We start from the raw sequence: 18,359 nt of genomic DNA, 5'->3' as shown, positions 1-18,359 counted from the left end.
AGATTTGCATACCGTGTACAATTCATACTCAAAGGTATTATTTTTTCAGTAAGCGGTAATTTATACGCTGTTTATCTTTACTTTTTTGTTTATATTGGCAAGAATGACGATTGTATACAATAGTATTGTAAATACAATAAGTTATAGGTGTGTGACAGTATGAGTAAAGAAAGATACTTTTCTCTCAAAGATCATGTGTATATGCATATTGCCAATCTCATCAATGAAGGCATGCTGGGGGAGTTTGAACATATTAGCGAGCAAAGTATTGCTGATGCATTGTCAGTTAGCCGTACCCCTGTGAGAGAAGCGCTGATGCAGCTTGCAGACGAGGGCTATTTGGAGCGTTTGCCGCGAAAAGGCTTTATTGTGCGTGGCTTTGATGAGTCGGCAGCACGCGAAGTGTTTGAGATTTTGGGGCCGCTTGATGGGAGAGCGGCTCTTTTGGCAGCAGGGCGTATGAGCGACAATGATGTTGCGCAACTAGGATTTTTGTGTAACAGTATGCAGCTGGCGATCAATAGCGGGTTATTTGATCGCTATGATGATTTGCAACGCGAGTTTCATCAGACTTACGTGCAAAAGTGTGGCAACAGTCGACTTGTAGACTATATTGATGATCTTAATCGCTTTTTTATGAAACGCGCCTATTTGCAAGAAAAGCCTGATGTGCTGGAAGCCAATGCGCGCAAAGCCAATAAGGAACACGCACATATTTTGGCACTTTTCAAGAAGCGGGATGGTATTAGTTTGCAATCTTATATACGGGATGTGCACTGGTCATTGGATAACGCTAAATATCTGTCGTGGTAGGAAAGAGCCGTGCTAACCACGTAGTCTGTATCCAGCTATATCGGGTGAAACAGCCCCGAGGAGGCTTTTTTGTTCGCATTCCTACCAAAAAAGCCTCCTCGGGGCTAAAAATATTAACCATCTATTCTTCTGAACATATATAAATGAACGATGGAATAGTGTAGATATTTTTAAGAGCAAAAAATATATTTTATTTTTTTGGAGCTGCTGTTACGCAGCGGGCTGTTTCAATTAGTCGGTAGTATTGTTCGAAATGATAACTTTCAAAGCAGCGGGGACAACATCAATGCTGTGATGTTCCTGTTTGGGTATTTTTTCTCCATCGATTTGTCCAGGAGGAATTTCCTCGGGGAAGTGTATGTCCAAATGAGTTAATTGATCAAAAGCTAAATGCCGAGATCGTGTGTGCTTTCCTAGACGAGTCAAGCCAAAGAGCCGCAGAGTGTTAGGCACCATCGGCAAACTGCAGTTATAACAAAGGTCAAGCAGACCATCAGATGCATCTGCCTTAGGTGTAATTTGGAAGCCGCCACCATAGGTTACGCCCTGTTGCACAGCAAAAATAATTTCGTGACCTGCAATTTCTTTTTTGTTGCCAGCAGCATCGCAGTAGCTTGCGCTAAAAGCCCAGCCATGATGAGCTTTGCTCATAATTTTGAGACCAGAAGTAGCAAAAAGTGTAGCTCCTTGTTGATGAGTATCTGCAGCGCGACGATTGGTGGTATCAAGAGCAATAGCTGCATCAAGCCCAAATGAGAGAGTTTCTATGTAGTACTTTTCTTGTGGAGTGTCCTTATCTAAAACACCTAGATCAAGCTGCTTTGTCGTACCCATCATAACTTCAGTAAGTGCAGCTTCAGGGTCGTTAATGGCAGATCCAAGCGTACGCGCAAAATCGTTTCCTGAACCCATGGCTATAACAGCAAGAATGGGGCGCTGGGCTGCAGGTATTTGCATAAGACCATTCACAACTTCGTTGATAAGTCCGTCTCCACCTAGCGCAATGACGGTATCTGCCTCAGCCGCTTGAGCAGCCATATCTTGAGCATGGCCACTTGCGTTGGTAAGCTGCATATGGAACTTATCTGTTGCGGAGCTATGCGCTTCAAAGTATCGGCGGACAAACTCAGCTGCATGAGCCCCTTTACCACTGCGAGCAGCAGGGTTGGCAATGGCGATAGTGCGTCCCAGTTGTCGGCTCATGTGTAAAACCTTTCAAACTCAGTTTCTTCAAATTTTGCTTGTACAAAGTATAGGCCAGCCTACAAAAGCAGCGTTGGACATGAAAATTTGGGCATATAGGAAAAACGTGTGTTGGAATGTGGCATATAAAACGCAGCATACATTACAGCGCGAAGCTGCAACATGCGAAAACGGTTCACAATTCATCAATTTCATCGGAATCGGATTCCTAATTCATCATTGACCCAAAATTTACCAGACCCCTTTTGTGGAGCCAAAAGTGAAAAACGAACCCTTTTTGGATGGGATGATAAAAAAGGAATCTCATTTTTTCTATATCCCGAAAGTTGGTGTCACACCATAGCTTTACGTATGAAAAAAAGCCAGCGCCTCAGTGACGCTGACCTCTGCATTTGTATGGAGCGGCGGACGGGACTCGAACCCGCAACAATCAGCTTGGAAGGCTGACGCTCTACCAATTGAACTACCGCCGCACATGACGTGCTAAGACAGAATAGCCCAAGTCTTCACATCACGCTACATAAATCTTGCCTTTGCTGAGTAATTCTCACAAGAATAAGAATATTTTCATGGCAGGGGTTTGTGAGCAAATAGCAAGCAAAGTAAAAAATTATTGGTAAGTTGTTCTATCCGTTGCGATAAAGGCACAGCTCATCTATAATTGCCCTCCGTCAACGGGGCGTAGCGCAGCCTGGTAGCGCGCCTGCTTTGGGAGCAGGATGTCGTGGGTTCGAATCCCGCCGCCCCGACCATACTTTATTTGTCGCCTTTGTTGCGGTTTTTTATCAAGTAGAACCTCTTATAAGACATAAATGGTTGGCGAACTGTTTCGTAACAGATAAATTTAATACTTGATTTAGTAGGCAAAGAAAAACCCACCTACTCTAGACTTGGCGTGAATGAGTACGCCAGAGGGACGTCATCTTGGGATGACGTTCGCACCGGGGCGACAGGCGTCGTGCCCGCACTACCATGAGAGGGGAATCATGTCCGAGCAAAACTATTCCGAGCGCGTTATCGCTGAGCTTTCCGAGCGTTACGCTGACCAGCCTGAATTTATTCAGGCTGCGACTGAGGTCTTAACAACCCTTCAACCTGCCCTTGATGCTCATCCCGAGTACGAGCAAGCCGCTTTGCTTGAGCGTCTTGTAGAGCCAGAGCGCATTGTTATGTTCCGTGTGCCTTGGGTTGATGGTGAGGGTAAGGTTCAGGTTAATCGCGGATATCGTATCCAATTCAATTCAGCTATTGGTCCTTACAAGGGTGGTCTGCGTCTGCATCCTAGCGTGAATCTTTCCATCCTAAAATTCCTAGGTTTTGAGCAGATATTCAAGAATAGTCTCACAACGCTTCCCATGGGCGGTGCCAAGGGCGGCTGTGACTTTGATCCCAAGGGTAAGTCTGACCGTGAGGTTATGGCATTTTGTCAGTCCTTTATGACCGAGCTTTTCCGTCACATTGGTCCTAATACCGATGTTCCCGCAGGTGATATTGGCACGGGCGCTCGCGAGATTGGATATATGTTTGGCCAGTATAAGCGCTTGCGCAATGAATGGTCTGGCGTACTTACCGGTAAGGGTCTGAGCTATGGTGGCTCTCTTGCACGTACGCAAGCAACGGGCTATGGCGCAGTTTACTTCCTGTCTCATATGGTGGCCGAAAAAGAGGGCACTCCCACCGTTGCAGCAGCTCCTCTTGCAAATAAGACCATCTGCGTTTCTGGCTCGGGTAATGTTGCAATCTATGCAGTTCAAAAAGCAGAGCAGCTCGGCGCAAAAGTTGTTACCGTGTCTGATTCATCAGGCTATGTCTATGATCCCGATGGCATTGATGTAGCCACTTTGCAGACAGTAAAAGAAGTACATCGTGCTCGTCTGACCGAGTACGCTGCCGCTCGTCCTAATTCTGTCTATCATGCGGGTGAGCGTCCTTGGGGCGAGGCCTGTGATGTTGCTATGCCTTGTGCTACGCAAAACGAGCTCAATCTCGACAATGCCAAGGAGCTTGTTGCTCACGGCGTTAAGTATGTGGTCGAAGGCGCTAACATGCCAACCACGCTTGAAGCAACTCAGTATTTGCTGCAAAATGACGTCTTCTTTGCGCCTGGCAAGGCTGCAAATGCTGGTGGCGTTGCGACCTCTGGTCTTGAGATGAGCCAAAATGCAGAACATCTCTCTTGGACCTTTGATGAGGTTGACGAAAAACTTAAAGGCATCATGGAGTCTATCTATACCGCTGCGAGTAACGCTGCAAAGCAGTACGGTCATGAGGGCGATTTGGTCTTTGGTGCCAACATTGCTGGCTTCCTCAAAGTGGCAGAGGCTATGATGGCTCAGGGTGTTTGCTAAGGCGTATTTACTAGATAATCCTAGCGTGATGGTTTTGCAGCGCCTGCCGGTCTTATGCCCGGCAGGCGCTGTTTTTCGTCTAGGATAGACCTAGATATAACGTATTGTTTGTAAACTAAACGCTGATAGTAGGCACCCGTGAGCTTTTTTACGACTGACTCCATGAATCTAGCAAAAATGTCGGCGGATAATAGAAAAAAGCAAATCCGCAAACGTACGATTCGGCGCAGCCTGCTGGTCGGTGCCAATATCGTGGCACTGTCCGTTGCATTGGGTTCCGCTTCAGGAGTGGTGTCTCCGTCTCCTATAGAACCTTTAGATACGCCTACGAGCAATACTTCAACTTCGTATGTTAGGCATACTCTTCAACATGAGCATCTTTTTGAAAAACCCGAGGTAGAGTTGCCTGCCGTTCCTACCCCCACTATGCAACCTTCAACCAAAGGTCAACGTGCGGCTTACAATCAAATGGTTGGTTACATTGCTCATAGTCCATATTCGCGCGATAGTCTTCTTAATATGCTTAAGCCAAATGATCAGTTTTCGGAGGCTGATGCTGTATGGGCTATAGACCATAGCGGTATTGACTGGAATGCGGAAGCTTTGGCATATGCACAGCAGTTGATAGGAAGTGCTGCCAGCTCACAGTCGGGTTTGCAAAAAGAATTAGCGTATTTAGGTTTTACTGACGAGCAGGCCACCTATGCTGTAGAAAATATCAAAATTGATTGGAACGAGCAGGCACTACGTTGTGCTTGGAGCTACTACGATTATGACATCATCAAAGATAAAAAAGACATGGAGCGTCAGCTCATCTTTGATGGATTTACACGCAAACAAGCAGAAGCGGCTGCGACAGAAGTATTTGGCAAGTAAAGCTTTACATAGGTAATCCGCTTACATTTCTTCCGTCAACGGTAGTCATGTAGTTGCTACGTGGTCAGTTTGAGTTTTCCTACCCAGCGGAGGGTAGTTTTGCTAATATCTTCTCCTGTGTGTTTATATGCGGGCGTGGCGGAATTGGCAGACGCGCTGGATTTAGGTTCCAGTGGGGCAACCCGTGAAGGTTCAAGTCCTTTCGCCCGCACCATTCACACTAGAGGTAAAGCCAGATTAACGTTTGCATATGATTTGGCATGAGACACTGGAGGAACGTTGAAGATTTCCGTCACTTCTGAGAGGACCGACGACGGCAAGGTCGCGGCCAAGGTTACTGTCCCTGCTGCTGAGGTCGATGCTACGGTCAAGAAGACCTATCGTGACATTGCTCAGCGCTATAACTTCCAGGGCTTCCGTCGTGGTCGTGCACCACGTCCTGTTATTGACGGCATTTTGGGTAGGGATGCAGTTCTCGCACAGGCTACTGACGAGCTGCTCCAGGAGGTTCAACCTCAGATGATTGAGGAACTCGACCTTGTTCCCGTTGAGCGTCCCGACTGGGGCGAGTCTGATCCTGTCGTTGAGCACGAGGATTTTGTTATCGACTGCACTGTTGTCGTGCCTCCCGTTGCTGGTCTTAAGAGCTATGATGCCCCCGCTATCAATATGCCTCCCGCAGAGGTAACCGAGGCGGAGATTGACAACCAAATTGAGCAGTTGCTCACTTATCGCACCACCTTTGAACCCAATAAGCGTGCCAAGAAAGTCAAGGACAAGGACATGATTACGGTCACTGCCGTTGACAAGAAGGGCGAGTCTGGTATTGCTGGTGAGGATCGTACCTTAGCCCTTGGCAATCCCAATCTTGCCGATGAGCTCGTCTCTGAAATTGTTGGCATGAAGGTTGGTGAGACCAAGACCATCTCTTGGACTCATAGCCATGGTGACCATACCCATGAGTTTGAGGTTGAGGTTACTGTCAATACCATCCAGAAGGCAGTTACTCCTGAGCTTACCGATGAGTTTGCCAAGACTGGCTTTGGTTTTGATACCGTCGCTGAACTCCGTGACGCCGTTAAGGAAGAAGTTGCAGCAGACAAGAAGGAAGGTCTGCCTGGTCTCAAGGAGGATCGCGTTGTAGCCGCTATTGGCGAGCAGCTCGACCTTGAGGAGGTTCCCGAGGCCTACCAAAATCAGGTGTTCAATGAGCTCGCTCAGGAGTTCTTGGGTCAGCTTTCTCGTCGTGGCATGAATCTTGATATGTATCTCAGTATGCAGGGTATCAAGAGCGATGAGTTCTTGACTGACCTGCACGATCAGGCCGAAGAGCGCGCGCGTCAGTCTCTGGCTCTTGACGCTTTGGCGTGCGAGCTCAAGCTTGAATGCAGCGATGAGGATATCCGTAGTGAGTTTGAGAAGGCCAACGTCAAAGATGTTGATTCCTCCATCAAAGAGTTCCTCTCTGATGGTCGTATGCCTGCTGTGCGTCAGTCCATCCGTCGCACCAAGGCTGTTAACTGGCTTGTTGAGAATGCACAGGTTACCGAGGTTGACGAGGTTGCCGAGGCTCGCGCCAAGGATGAGAGCAACAAGGACGAGGCCAGCGAGGACGCTGAGTAGTTTTTGGTCGCAAGTTTTTGATGGTCAAGTGCCCTGGCAGAAAAACTGCCGGGGCACTTTTATCCATAAATGTCTCAGAGTGTCACGAGTGGGGTACCATCGTTAGGTAAAGCATTTCGTAGGCGAAAGGATGCACTTATGCACAACCCAACAAATATTCCTTTGATTCCCTATGTGGTTGAGCAGACCCCTCGTGGCGAGCGTAGCTACGACATCTATTCAAGGCTACTCAACGACCGCATTGTCTTTCTTGGTGAAGAGATTACACGCGAATCTGCAAATCTTGTTATCGCGCAGCTTTTGCACCTAGAAAGTCAAGACCCCGACAAGGATATCAGCTTGTATATCGACTCTCCTGGTGGCGAGGTCTATGCTGGTCTGGGCATTCTCGATACGATGAATTTTATTAAGCCTGACATTTCGACCATCTGTGTTGGTATGGCAGCCTCGATGGCGTCTGTCCTACTTGCTGCTGGTACCAAGGGTAAGCGTATGGCGCTTCCTAACTCGATGGTGTTAATTCATCAGCCCAGCTCTGGTGCCCAAGGACAGCAGACCGACATTCAGATTGTGGCTGATGAAACCAAGTGGATTCGTGAGCACCTCAATGAATTGCTCGCAAGCTACACTGGCCAGCCAGTCGAAAAAATTAATGCTGACACCGAGCGCGACAATTATTTGCGTGCCCAACAAGCGATGGAGTATGGCCTAGTAGACCGTGTAATTACGTCACGCACCGAGCAGTAAGATTTTGAGTAGGAGGGCACATGCCTTCGTTTGGTAACAACAGAACAGGGATGTTTGACGAGCTGCGTTGCTCGTTTTGTGGCAAGACTCGTACTCAGGTGCGTAAGTTAATTCAAGGGCCTGATGGTGTATTCATCTGTGATGAATGTGTTGCTGCTTGTCAGGATATTATTTCAGGTTCGGATGCCGAAGATGCTCGTGCACGAGCTCAGGAACTAACACATATCAGCAATGATGCAGCTGCTGGCTTTGAGCTTGCGCCTGAGGAAGAATTTGAGCCCAGCAATGAGATGCCCCTCAAGCATCTTCCAACGCCGCATGAGATTTATGACGAACTTTCAAACTATGTCATGGGTCAAGAAGAAGCAAAGCGCGCAATGAGCGTGGCCGTCTACAATCATTATCGCCGCATTGCTGCGGGTGCTGATGAGGTTGCCGAAGATAGTGAAGACGTTGAGATTGCAAAGTCCAACATCTTGCTACTTGGTCCTACGGGTACGGGTAAAACGTTGCTCGCCCAGACGCTGGCACGCTTCCTTGAGGTGCCCTTTGCCATTGCTGATGCAACTACATTGACCGAGGCGGGATATGTGGGTGAGGATGTCGAAAATATCCTGCTCAAGCTCTTAACGGCTGCGGATGGCGATGTTGAACGTGCTCAGATGGGCATCGTTTACATCGATGAGATCGACAAAATTGCTCGCAAAGCTGAGAATCTCTCGATTACGCGCGATGTGTCGGGTGAGGGCGTCCAGCAGGCATTGCTCAAGATTCTTGAGGGAACCGAAGCTGCAGTACCTCCTACAGGTGGTCGCAAGCATCCTCAACAAGAGCTTATTCGCATCGATACCACCAATATTTTGTTCATCTGCGGTGGTGCTTTTGTGGGCTTGGACAAGATTGTTGCCGATCGTATTGGCAAGAAGGGCATCGGCTTTAATGCTGAACTTTCGCGTAAAGTCGAGGAAGACCAAGACGAGCTGATGAGCAATGTCATGCCTCAAGACCTGCATAAATTTGGCATGATCCCTGAGTTCATCGGGCGTATCCCGGTGATTTGCTCAACGCGTGAACTGACAGCAGATGATTTGGTGGAGATTTTAACCAAGCCGCGCAATGCTATTGTCAAGCAGTACAAGCGTATGTTTGACCTTGAAGGCGTGGATCTGAACTTTACTGAGGATTCTTTGCGCGAGATTGCTGACCAGGCTATTGCCCGCGGTACGGGCGCTCGTGGTTTGCGATCCATCTGTGAAGCAACGCTGCAGAACACGATGTTTGATTTACCAAGTGACCTTGATATTACCGAGGTTATTGTGACGCCTGAATCTGTAGGTGGCGCGCAGTCTCCCCAGATTGTGCGTTCTAGTGAAGGCGCCAACCGTTCGAACTTGTAAGTTTTATTCCGCCAAGACGAAGCGCGCTCTAGACATGAGTGCCCACCACGTCGCGGCAGGAGAGGGAGGATTTTCATGGAAGAAATGCCCAAGACCTACGACCCTGCTACCAACGAACCCGAGCAGATTGAGCGATGGGTTCAGGCGGGCTGCTATCAGCGTTCTCGTGGTGTAGGGGACTGCACGGTTACGATCCCACCTCCCAATGTCACAGGTATTTTGCATATGGGTCATGCGATGGATGACAGTATCCAAGATACCTTTGTGCGCTATAACCGTATGCGTGGTCGTTCTACTCGCTGGATTTTGGGCACAGACCATGCAGGTATTGCTACCCAGACCAAGGTCGACAAAAAGCTCAAGGCAGAAGGTGAGTCTCGTCTTGAAATGGGTCGTGAGAAGTTCTTAGATGCTTGCTGGGACTGGACTCATGAGTATGGCGGCACAATTGTCAATCAGATTAAGCGTATGGGTTGCTCCATTGATTTTGATGACGAGCAATTTACGATGAGTCCTGAGTTTTCACGTGCGGTTCGCAAGGTCTTTGTAGACTGGTACCATGACGGCCTCATTTATCGAGGTAAGCGCATTGTTAATTGGTGTCCCCATTGCCGTACCGCTATTTCTGACGACGAGGCCGAATATCACGATGAAAAAGGCCATCTCTGGTATTTGCGTTACCCACTGGTAGAGCCTGTAGGTGATAAGACCTATATCACTGTAGCAACCACGCGTCCCGAGACCATGCTTGGCGATACGGGCGTTGCGGTAAGTCCTCAAGATCCAGAAAAAGCTGACTTTGTGGGCAAAAAGGTTTTGCTTCCCATCGTCAATCGTGAGATTGAAATTTTTTCTGATTGGCATGTACAGCCTGGTTTTGGTACGGGTTTTGTCAAGGTAACCCCTGCTCATGACCCTAATGACTATGCCATGGGTCAGACTCACAATCTCGAACAAATTAATATTTTTGACGAAACTGCGCACGTGGTTGAGGGTTATGGCGCCTACTCGGGCATGGATCGCGATGAAGCTCGAGAGGCTATTGTTGCTTGGTTTGATGCACATGGTCTGCTTGATCATATCGAAGATATTGAGCATTCAGTTATGCACTGCTATCGCTGTGATACTGCGCTGGAGCCGTGGCTGTCCGAGCAGTGGTTTGTTGCTGTTGACAAACTCAAGGAGCGCGCGACTCAGGTTGTAAAGGATGGTGAGGTTACGTTCCATCCCGCGCGCTGGACCCAGACGTATCTCACTTGGATGGAAAACCTCAAGGACTGGTGTATTAGCCGTCAGCTTTGGTGGGGTCATCGTATTCCGGTGTTCTACTGTGAGGATTGCGGTTGGGAAGATGCTCTGCTTGAAGATACTGATGTCTGTCCACATTGTGGAAGTCATCATATCCATCAAGATGAGGATGTACTTGACACATGGTTTTCTAGCCAGCTGTGGACTTTTGCTACGCAAGGTTGGCCCGACCACCCCGAGTGCATGGAAGGTCATCATCCCACAAAGGTGCTCGTGACTGCTCGTGACATTATCGCCTTGTGGGTTGCGCGTATGATCATGAGTTCTTTGTACTTTACCGACGAAGTACCGTTCCACGATGTGTATATTTACGCGACTATCTTGGCTAAAGATGGTAGTCGTATGTCCAAGTCCAAGGGCAATGGTGTTGACCCAATGGATTTGATGGAAAAGTACGGCGCAGATGCCATGCGTCACAATCTGCTTACTCTGATTACCAACAATCAAGATGTTAAGTTTGACGCTGATATCGACAAGAAAACACGCGAACTCATTAAATCAGATCGTACTGATGCGGCACGTTCCTTTGTTACCAAGATTTGGAATGCCAGTCGTTTTGTACAGATGAACCTTGAAGGCTATCAGCCTGGATCTCCTGTTGCCGAGACGCCCGAGGACGCGTGGATGCTTTCTCGTCTTGCCCGTGCGGTTGCTACGGCTACTCGCCAGCTAGAGGCATATGAGTTTGGTGACTATGCTCGCGATTTGCAATCCTTCTTCTGGAATGAGGTTTGCGACTGGTATATCGAGCTTTGCAAAGGTCGCCTGCTGGATGGTACCCCCGAAGAAAAGCTGCAAGTACAGCGTAATTTGATCTATGTGCTTGATGCTAGTTTGCGTCTACTGCACCCCGTAATGCCCTTTGTAACCGAAAAGATTTGGGATGCGTTGCCTGCAAGCGAACTTGATCGTGATGAAAATGGCAGTTATGTCAGTCACGATGGTCGTTTCCTTATGATGGCCGCTTGGCCTGAGGAAGCAGACTTTGCCTCCTATGTAAATGAGCGCGCGGAGCATGACTTTGAGTTGGCAAAGGCGCTGGTGGGTGCTGTGCGTTCCACACGTGCGCGCTATCGCCTGTCACCACGTACTGAGCTTGATGTGGCGGTACGTACTATGGGCAATGATGCCGAGGTTATCGAGGCTCAGCGCAGCTTTATCTGTAGTGTGGGCCACATTGACCAGATGGTAGTTGGTGCGCGCATCGACAAACCTCAGGGCGCTATTTCTGTAGCTTTAGGTGATATGGAAGTATTTGTGGCACTTGGTGGCCTCATTGATTTTGAAGCAGAAAAGAAGCGTCTGAGCAAGCAGCTTGAGGCAGCTCGTAAGGAGCTTGCCGGTACCGAGCGTACGCTTGCCAACGAGAGTTTTGTTGCTAAGGCAGCCGCAGCTGTTATTGAGAAGAAGCGCGCGCGTGCTGATGAGTTGAGTGCAACTATCTCGCAACTTGAAAATCAGATTGCTGACTTTAGTTAAGTAGAAAAATAGCGCGGCAACAAGCAAATTTTTGCAAGTTGCCGCGCTATAGCTATGTTTAAAGCAAAGTTATGGTAAAAGCTCGCTCAACGGTTTCGCCAGGCTGTGCTGTGAGGCTGCCTTGCTTGTGTTCAAGTATGTCATCTTCGTCGGTACGCGTTGCAGTACCTGTCCATGGCTCGATAGCGACAAACGGTGCATCGCCTGACTCGCAGCCAGGAGACCAGATACCCAGATAGGGAAATCCTTCAAAATCCAGATGCAGCACTGGCTTATCAGCGCCATCCACCAAGGTTACGCGAGAATCTGGTGTGCCCTCCAACTCGATGGTGTCATAGCAAAAAAGCTGACGGTCTAAAGGAAGTTTATCTGCCTTATCAACAATAGGCGTCTTGATTTGATAGTCCCAAAGGCCCTCAGCATTTACACCAGGCGAAACATAAGACCAGGGCTGCGTGAAACGCAATGCATAGTCTTCCCAAGCACCCGTATGTTGCGGTGCAGGAACATTAAAGGCGGGATGCCCACCGACTGAAAAAGGGAGTGGATCGGTGCCTGTATTAGTGACAGAGAAGCTCTGGCGCAGAGTATCCACAGCTCCACCAACTGCACTTGCTTCGAGACTATAGCTCATGTGTAGTACAAAGGAGTAGGGAAAAGCAGCCGTGGTATCTGCATCAGAGCAAAGTTCTAGTGTTACTGTATCTGCGCTTTGCTCGGCCACAGTGAAGTCCTTGAGACGTGCAATACCGTGGCGACCCATATGGCATGTACCCGCCGCAGTCTGAGCTTTATCGTTGCGAATACTGCCTACGATGGGAAAGAGTACCGGAGCGTGACGGCCCCACCAGCGTTCGTCGGCTTGCCACAAAAATTCATCGTCTCCTCGTTGTAGGCTCGAAAGCTCAGCTCCGTGTAGTTTTATTTGCGCGGAAAGATTGCCCGAAGCAATCGCAACAACTTTGGACATGCGAATCCCTTCTTTGTGTGAGTGACAGGATTTTCTTATTGCTCCAACACACGCTTTGTAGTCATTCTAGAATGAGCACGAAGAAAGCGACACTATACAATTCAAAGATTTACATCTGCAGAGAGGGAATCGGACAGATGACGACATATGATTTCACCACGGTTTATGAGCGCCGTGGTCACGACGCAACCGCTTATGATGCTGCAGGAAAAGAAGTCTGGGGCTTTGAGCCAGCTGCTCCCAAGCAAGGCTTTGACTTTATCCCCATGTGGGTAGCCGATATGAATTTTGCAACTTGTCCAGCGGTAACGGATGCTATTGCAAAACGTTTAGCACATCCGCTTTTTGGATACTTCCAGCCTAGCGATGCCTATTACCAGGCAATTTGTGACTGGCGTCGTTCTGGACATCCCGATATCACGCCTGAACTTATTGGTTATGAGAATGGTGTGCATGGTTTTATTACTTCAGCAATCCAAACGCTTACCCAACCAGGGGACAAAATTTTGCTGCATAGCCCTGTCTATGTGGGTTTTCGCTCTGATGTAGAAGGTACGGGTCGTCATAGTGTCTATAGTTCGCTTTATCGCGATAAGCAGGGCATCTGGCGTATGGATTATGAAGATATGGCTCGTAAGATTGCAGAAAATAACATTAGGGTTGCAATTTTCTGCTCACCTCATAATCCTTGCGGTCGCGTTTGGGAGCATGAAGAACTCAAGGCTGCAATGGCTGTTTTTGAGGCCGCGAACGTAACAGTTATCAGCGATGAAATTTGGGCTGACTTGGTGTTTGCGGGTCATACGCATATACCTACACAAATGGTATCTCCTTGGGCGCGCGAACATGTTGTTGCGGCATATGCGCCAAGCAAAACTTTTAATCTCGCGGGCCTTATTGGTAGCTATCATGTGATTTATAACGAAAAGTTGCGACATCAGATTAGTGAATTTGGCGAGAAAACCCACTATAACGAGATGAACGTACTTTCTATGCATGCCCTTATCGGCGGCTATTCTCCGCAAGGTCATGAGTGGAAAAATCAGCTTATGGATGTCATCGAAGACAACGCGAGTCTTTTTGTTGACTATATCGCAACACACTTCGATGGAGTGAGCTGTGCGATGCCTCAGGGTACCTACATGCTTTTCTTGGACTGTACGCAGTATTGCGAGCTACATGCTTGCACAATTGATGATGTACTGCAGGCGGGGTGGGATGTAGGAGTAGGTTGGCAGGATGGTCGTCACTTTGGTGGACCTTGTCATATCCGTATAAACCTTGCATCACCCCGTTCACTTATTGAAGAAGCACTTTTGCGAATAAAAAATTATGTCTTCGTGTAATCTGTCCTTTTAAGCCTCGCATGAGGCCATATGGGAGGATGAATGAAGGCACTGCTAAGTTATCGGGAATACGCACGGTATGCTCGCCAAGATGCGGAGCATATTGCTGCTGACTGTCGTATCGAGTGTTTTCATGCGAGCGGTCCTGGTGGGCAGGGGGTTAATACCTCGGACACAGCGGTACGTATGTGTCATCTGCCAACAGGTATTGCTGTAACAAGTCGGGATTCGCGTAGTCAGTTTCAAAATCGAGCACACTGTATTGAAAAAATCAGAGCTGAGTTAAGACGTCGTTCGATTCCGCCCAAGCAACGTCATGCAACGCGTCCCACTAAAGCTTCTATACAGCGTCGCCTTGACAGTAAAAAGAGACGGTCACGTGTCAAAACTATGCGTCGACGCGTTGAGGAGGATTAACTATGTTTCAGGCATCTCGTACACAGTCTCGTCTGTTATGTATATTGCACAAATATAAAGCACCAAGCTTTGTGCGACGTTTCGCTTTTGCGGGTTTAGTTGCTCTGCTTACGCTCGGCTTGGGAACAAGTTGCAGTGTTTTGGGCGTGAGTCATGATGGTTCGGCGACTCAGTCAAGCCAGCTTTCGGCAACGCGTCCTATGGTGGTTCCACACTACAAAAAATTTGATACAGCTAGCTTTCAAAAGGATTGTGACAAACTTACTAAGCTTGCAAAAGATGGAGATGAGGCTGCAGTTATCCAGCAGTACGATTTGCTGTATAGCAAGCTAGCAAAACTCGATGACAATACCAATGCCGCCTATCTTGCGTATTGCTCAAATATAAATGATGAAAATATCTCTGAACAATTTACCGAGGCTCAACTGGATTCGGATAGTTGTCATAATGCAGCAAATGTTGCATTTGCTGCTGCCTGTACAGGTCCTACTGCAGATGCTTTCAAAAAGCATGTAGGCCAGGTGGCCTTTGATTATTACGCACAGTCTGAAGAACCCAGCCAACGCGAGCTTGAACTTGACGAGCAGGAAGCCAAACTTAAGGAAGACTATTTCTCGGCAATCAATGAAGCCGATCTAGACGAATTGACACCCACCGAGCTTAATGAGAAGGTTGGGCCTATCTTTGTTAAGCTGGTTAAAATCCGCACTGAGCTGGCAAAACTTAATGGTTATGATAACTATGCCGACCTTGCGGATGATATGTATTTGCGTGATTACGAACCCGAAGATCTTGAAAAGCTTTATGCGGCTGTCAAAAAGATCGGACCACGCTTCTTTGAACTTTATTATGAAAGTGATGCTTCTTTTGCTTTTACCGAAGAGGCGCCCGAACAGGATCTTGCAACTACGCTTAATAAACTCCAGTCGGCTGGCAGCAAGATTGATCCGATTGTGAGCGATTCGGTTGAACTGCTTAAAAAACATCATCTTTTTAATATCGGTAGCGATGACAATCGCATGGATGGTGCCTTTGCAACGGTTTTTGTTGAAAATCAGGTACCGTTTATCTATATGAAGGCGAATGGTGTGACCGATCTACAAACACTTTCACATGAGATTGGTCATTTTACTGATTACCGCCTTAATGCATCGCCCAATAATCTGGTATATGGTGGCGGCAATCTTGATATCTCTGAGATTCAAGCGAATGGTCTTCAATCTCTTTATACCAATTTTTATGATGAAATATATGGTGTTGAACTTGGCAAAAAGGCAGCAAGTGCCAACCTTATGGATCAATTAACCAATGTGATTGATGGCTGTATCTATGACGAATTTCAGCGTGAGGTTTATGCGCATCCTGATATGACTTTGGATGAAATTAACAAGACCTATGCGCGCATTGCGAGTGAATATGGCGATGAAACCGATGATGAAAGTGCTTATTGGTGGCAGTATGTTAGCCATACCTTTGATTCGCCGCTTTACTATGTGAGTTATGCAACCAGTGGCATTGCAGCACTGCAACTTTGGGATAACAGCCAGACTGACTTTAAGGGTGCTTGCAAGACTTGGCGCAAAATTATCGATGCGGGTTGCTATAACTATGGCTATCGTGAACTCATGGCAAAAGTCAAACTCGTTGATCTCACGGACACTAATAAAGTGAGCAAGACATGCAACGATGTGTTGAGCTATATCGAGAGGCTTTAGTGTGGCGCTCGTGGCTTCAAATGGGCTAAAGGTAGACCTGTATGTATTACATACAGAAGGTTTAGAGAGGCTGTGGCAAAGACGACCCGCACAGCTTCTACCCGCTGCTTGTGCGAAGGCAGAGCATCTCTTTAGTTTGCAAACCCCACGCGCATCAGCTGCAGGGTTAGGTGTTTTTGGCTCTGCTTTACTTTTGAGTGCTGTGCTTGGAATTAGCGATGCGGAACAACTTCGCTATGGGGCGTATGGCAAGCCTTATCTTGCGGGTGGAGGTCCCCACTTTAACCTTTCAGATGCTGACAATTTAGTGGTGTTGGGAGTATGCGAAGAAGAGCTTGGAGTAGATGTTACGCCAGTCATGAAAAACATCTCTGACCGGGCTTTACTTGCCTTGGGGCGGACACTTGGTATACCTCATAAAAAGGGCGATGAGCCGAGCGCGCAGCTACGTAAATTGGCATCAGATCCTGTAAATTTTGCACGCCAATGGGCTCGTATCGAAGCAGTGCTCAAAGCGCAGGGTACGGGTTTCGGCGTGGATTCGTCTATTTATTTACCGTGGATGAATGAATGGCAGCTTGCCTATCTCAACTATTCAGCATCGGTAATTTGTGTGGCGACAGCAAAGTGCGCACAGCTACGCTTGCATGAATTTGATGCAGACGCGTGGGTGTGCAAGTTCAAGGCATAGCTTTAAGGGGTACGTATGGACAGCAACGAGATTATGGCGCAAAAAAAAGAGCTGAGAAAGCAGTTCATCCAGCTACGCAAAGGCTTGTCTACTGATGAGCGTGCCCGTATTGATATGGTTATCGCCAAAAATGTGGTAGCGACACCTGAATGGTGCAATTCTGTTTTGATTTTGACCTACCTTTCGGTCAATGAAGAGGTCGATACTCGCGAACTTATCGAACTTGCGTGGCAGGCAGGAAAGACAGTCGCGGTTCCTCGCGTTATCCCTCATACCCGTCTGATGGACTGGTATCGTATTCAAGATTTCAATCAGTTAGAAAAAAGCAAGTTTGGCGTGCTAGAGCCTTTGGCGGATCCAAAGAATTTAATTCGTCTGTCTGATGAAGATGTATTTGGTATTCCGTCTTTGGCAGTTGTGCCTGGATTGAGCTTTGATCTTGCAGGCTATCGCATGGGTTATGGCGGTGGCTTTTATGACAGCTTGCTAGCAAGTTTTGCGGGTTATTCTGTTGGTCTTTGTCGTGAAATTCAGATGCGAGATAGTTTGGCGGATTTAGGCGTTATTGATATTCATGATCAACCCGTAGAACTTGTTGTAAGTGAGCAGCGAACCATAAGGGTAAACGCTTAGTAGCTGTCCCATTAACTTAGGTGCAAGTTCAAGCCGTACTGCTTCTTTGCAAAAAGGGCGAGCGCTGTATTTCGTGATTCCAAATAATTACTAAGATAACAAAACATATTTGTGTGAATTACTAAAAGAAACAGTAGAAAAAGTGTAATAGCAGGTAAAACAGCGTGTTATAGTGGGTATATAAGTTACGAGAATGTTACAGCGGCGACGGAGAAGGGTGGTTCATATGGCAGTCATCGCTTTTATTTTTGCTTTGGTTATTGGTGGACTCGTTCTTTCTGCAGTTCCTTGTAGCACGGCATCTGAAAACGCAGATCAGCCAGACTATCACTATGTTCCTTATGCAGGAGATGTCTGGAAGGCATAAGTTTTAGTAGTAACACAATTTAAATCTCATTGGGACCCCATTTGCGAGACGGCACACCCATGGTGTCGTCTCGTTTTTATGCCCCCATACGCTGTGCTACCTAGATGCTGTTTCAGTTGTTCCTTGCAGGTGGTTCAGGAAGCACTCTTTTACCCGCATCGGGTTCAATAAGCACCTTTCAGCCCGCATCGGGTTCAATATGCATCCTTTTGTCCGCATCGGGTTCAAGAAGCGCCCTCGCGCCATTTTTTACCTGGGCATTCTTCGGCGGTTTGGTACGGTTTTGAACCGCCTGTATTAAAGGGAAGACAACGGGTTCAAGAAGCACCCTTTTTGCTCACAGGCGGTTCATAAAGCTCCCTTTTACTTGCATCGGGTTCAATAAGCGCCCTTGCAGAAATTTTTACCAGCGGTTTTGTGGCGTAT

Annotated in this window: 14 protein-coding genes, 3 tRNA genes and 1 pseudogene; 15 read left to right on the top strand and 3 right to left on the bottom strand. The window is 47.7% G+C overall.

Annotated features, from left to right (window positions below; all coding sequences use genetic code 11):
• Positions 1–159: 159 nt before the first annotated feature.
• A complete protein-coding gene (locus HMPREF9069_RS02015; RefSeq protein WP_021625442.1) occupies positions 160–813 on the top strand; it encodes a GntR family transcriptional regulator in 654 nt (217 codons plus the stop codon).
• 231 nt (positions 814–1,044) lie between these two features.
• On the opposite strand, the gene HMPREF9069_RS02010 is transcribed toward HMPREF9069_RS02015, so the two are convergent.
• Together HMPREF9069_RS02010 and HMPREF9069_RS02005 are read right to left on the bottom strand one after the other, a co-directional pair.
• Complete coding sequence (locus tag HMPREF9069_RS02010) at positions 1,045–2,016, bottom strand: diacylglycerol/lipid kinase family protein (protein WP_021625441.1); 972 nt, start codon at positions 2,014–2,016, stop codon at positions 1,045–1,047.
• Positions 2,017–2,413: 397 nt separating this feature from the next.
• Positions 2,414–2,489: transfer RNA gene (locus tag HMPREF9069_RS02005), tRNA-Gly, on the bottom strand.
• Between the two features lie 202 nt (positions 2,490–2,691).
• Here HMPREF9069_RS02005 and HMPREF9069_RS02000 point away from each other — a divergent pair.
• The 8 genes from HMPREF9069_RS02000 to HMPREF9069_RS01965 all read left to right on the top strand — a co-directional run bounded on the left by HMPREF9069_RS02000 (position 2,692) and on the right by HMPREF9069_RS01965 (position 11,794).
• A tRNA-Pro gene (locus tag HMPREF9069_RS02000) sits at positions 2,692–2,768 on the top strand.
• A 234-nt stretch (positions 2,769–3,002) separates the two neighbouring features.
• Positions 3,003–4,364: an NADP-specific glutamate dehydrogenase gene (gdhA, locus tag HMPREF9069_RS01995; RefSeq protein WP_035438088.1), complete on the top strand. Its 1,362-nt coding sequence runs from the start codon at positions 3,003–3,005 to the stop codon at positions 4,362–4,364.
• A 138-nt stretch (positions 4,365–4,502) separates the two neighbouring features.
• The gene (locus tag HMPREF9069_RS01990; protein WP_035438086.1) at positions 4,503–5,240 is read left to right on the top strand and encodes an Ltp family lipoprotein; all 738 of its coding nucleotides are present in this window, start codon (positions 4,503–4,505) and stop codon (positions 5,238–5,240) included.
• A 129-nt stretch (positions 5,241–5,369) separates the two neighbouring features.
• Positions 5,370–5,454: transfer RNA gene (locus HMPREF9069_RS01985), tRNA-Leu, on the top strand.
• A gap of 65 nt (positions 5,455–5,519) precedes the next feature.
• A complete protein-coding gene (gene tig / locus HMPREF9069_RS01980; RefSeq protein WP_021625437.1) occupies positions 5,520–6,863 on the top strand; it encodes a trigger factor in 1,344 nt (447 codons plus the stop codon).
• A 138-nt stretch (positions 6,864–7,001) separates the two neighbouring features.
• Positions 7,002–7,610 (top strand): ATP-dependent Clp protease proteolytic subunit, encoded by a 609-nt coding sequence (locus HMPREF9069_RS01975; protein WP_035438083.1) that lies wholly within the window; start codon positions 7,002–7,004, stop codon positions 7,608–7,610.
• Positions 7,611–7,630: 20 nt separating this feature from the next.
• The gene (clpX, locus tag HMPREF9069_RS01970; protein ID WP_084170281.1) at positions 7,631–9,007 is read left to right on the top strand and encodes an ATP-dependent Clp protease ATP-binding subunit ClpX; all 1,377 of its coding nucleotides are present in this window, start codon (positions 7,631–7,633) and stop codon (positions 9,005–9,007) included.
• 75 nt (positions 9,008–9,082) lie between these two features.
• Positions 9,083–11,794: a valine--tRNA ligase gene (locus tag HMPREF9069_RS01965; protein ID WP_021625434.1), complete on the top strand. Its 2,712-nt coding sequence runs from the start codon at positions 9,083–9,085 to the stop codon at positions 11,792–11,794.
• A gap of 58 nt (positions 11,795–11,852) precedes the next feature.
• Here HMPREF9069_RS01965 and HMPREF9069_RS01960 read toward each other — a convergent pair whose 3' ends face one another.
• Complete coding sequence (locus HMPREF9069_RS01960; RefSeq protein WP_021625433.1) at positions 11,853–12,764, bottom strand: aldose 1-epimerase family protein; 912 nt, start codon at positions 12,762–12,764, stop codon at positions 11,853–11,855.
• Positions 12,765–12,901: 137 nt separating this feature from the next.
• On the opposite strand from HMPREF9069_RS01960, the gene HMPREF9069_RS01955 reads away from it, so the two are divergent.
• The 6 genes and pseudogenes from HMPREF9069_RS01955 to HMPREF9069_RS09170 all read left to right on the top strand — a co-directional run bounded on the left by HMPREF9069_RS01955 (position 12,902) and on the right by HMPREF9069_RS09170 (position 17,933).
• Positions 12,902–14,110 carry a MalY/PatB family protein gene (locus HMPREF9069_RS01955; RefSeq protein WP_035438079.1) on the top strand — a complete coding sequence of 403 codons (1,209 nt, stop codon included), beginning with the start codon at positions 12,902–12,904 and terminating at the stop codon, positions 14,108–14,110.
• A gap of 111 nt (positions 14,111–14,221) precedes the next feature.
• Positions 14,222–14,527: pseudogene (locus HMPREF9069_RS01950) on the top strand (peptide chain release factor-like protein); the annotation flags it as partial.
• Positions 14,528–14,529: 2 nt separating this feature from the next.
• Positions 14,530–16,242, top strand: coding sequence for a gluzincin family metallopeptidase (locus HMPREF9069_RS01945; RefSeq protein WP_035438077.1), 1,713 nt, complete (start codon positions 14,530–14,532; stop codon positions 16,240–16,242).
• A gap of 1 nt (position 16,243) precedes the next feature.
• Positions 16,244–16,933, top strand: a complete 690-nt coding sequence (locus tag HMPREF9069_RS01940) for a 4'-phosphopantetheinyl transferase family protein (RefSeq protein WP_021625429.1) — start codon at positions 16,244–16,246, stop codon at positions 16,931–16,933.
• Positions 16,934–16,948: 15 nt separating this feature from the next.
• Positions 16,949–17,566 carry a 5-formyltetrahydrofolate cyclo-ligase gene (locus HMPREF9069_RS01935; protein WP_021625428.1) on the top strand — a complete coding sequence of 206 codons (618 nt, stop codon included), beginning with the start codon at positions 16,949–16,951 and terminating at the stop codon, positions 17,564–17,566.
• A 226-nt stretch (positions 17,567–17,792) separates the two neighbouring features.
• Entirely contained in the window at positions 17,793–17,933 is a 141-nt protein-coding gene (locus tag HMPREF9069_RS09170; protein WP_021625427.1) for a hypothetical protein, read from the top strand.
• The last annotated feature ends 426 nt before the right edge of the window (positions 17,934–18,359 follow it).

This window comes from Atopobium sp. oral taxon 810 str. F0209, assembly GCF_000466405.1.
Taxonomy (GTDB): domain Bacteria; phylum Actinomycetota; class Coriobacteriia; order Coriobacteriales; family Atopobiaceae; genus Olegusella.
The sequence above is the reverse complement of the archived record's forward strand: the minus strand, read 5'-3'. Positions and strand labels throughout refer to the sequence as shown.

Excerpts from the sequence above, each read along its gene's own strand:
- HMPREF9069_RS01960 (WP_021625433.1), bottom strand. The coding sequence starts at position 12,764 with ATGTCCAAAGTTGTTGCGATTGCTTCGGGCAATCTTTCCGCGCAAATA.
- HMPREF9069_RS02010 (WP_021625441.1), bottom strand. The coding sequence starts at position 2,016 with ATGAGCCGACAACTGGGACGCACTATCGCCATTGCCAACCCTGCTGCT.
- gdhA (WP_035438088.1), top strand. The coding sequence starts at position 3,003 with ATGTCCGAGCAAAACTATTCCGAGCGCGTTATCGCTGAGCTTTCCGAG.
- clpX (WP_084170281.1), top strand. The coding sequence starts at position 7,631 with ATGCCTTCGTTTGGTAACAACAGAACAGGGATGTTTGACGAGCTGCGT.
- HMPREF9069_RS09170 (WP_021625427.1), top strand. The coding sequence starts at position 17,793 with ATGGCAGTCATCGCTTTTATTTTTGCTTTGGTTATTGGTGGACTCGTT.
- HMPREF9069_RS01975 (WP_035438083.1), top strand. The coding sequence starts at position 7,002 with ATGCACAACCCAACAAATATTCCTTTGATTCCCTATGTGGTTGAGCAG.
- HMPREF9069_RS01945 (WP_035438077.1), top strand. The coding sequence starts at position 14,530 with ATGTTTCAGGCATCTCGTACACAGTCTCGTCTGTTATGTATATTGCAC.
- HMPREF9069_RS01965 (WP_021625434.1), top strand. The coding sequence starts at position 9,083 with ATGGAAGAAATGCCCAAGACCTACGACCCTGCTACCAACGAACCCGAG.
- HMPREF9069_RS01935 (WP_021625428.1), top strand. The coding sequence starts at position 16,949 with ATGGACAGCAACGAGATTATGGCGCAAAAAAAAGAGCTGAGAAAGCAG.
- HMPREF9069_RS02015 (WP_021625442.1), top strand. The coding sequence starts at position 160 with ATGAGTAAAGAAAGATACTTTTCTCTCAAAGATCATGTGTATATGCAT.
- HMPREF9069_RS01955 (WP_035438079.1), top strand. The coding sequence starts at position 12,902 with ATGACGACATATGATTTCACCACGGTTTATGAGCGCCGTGGTCACGAC.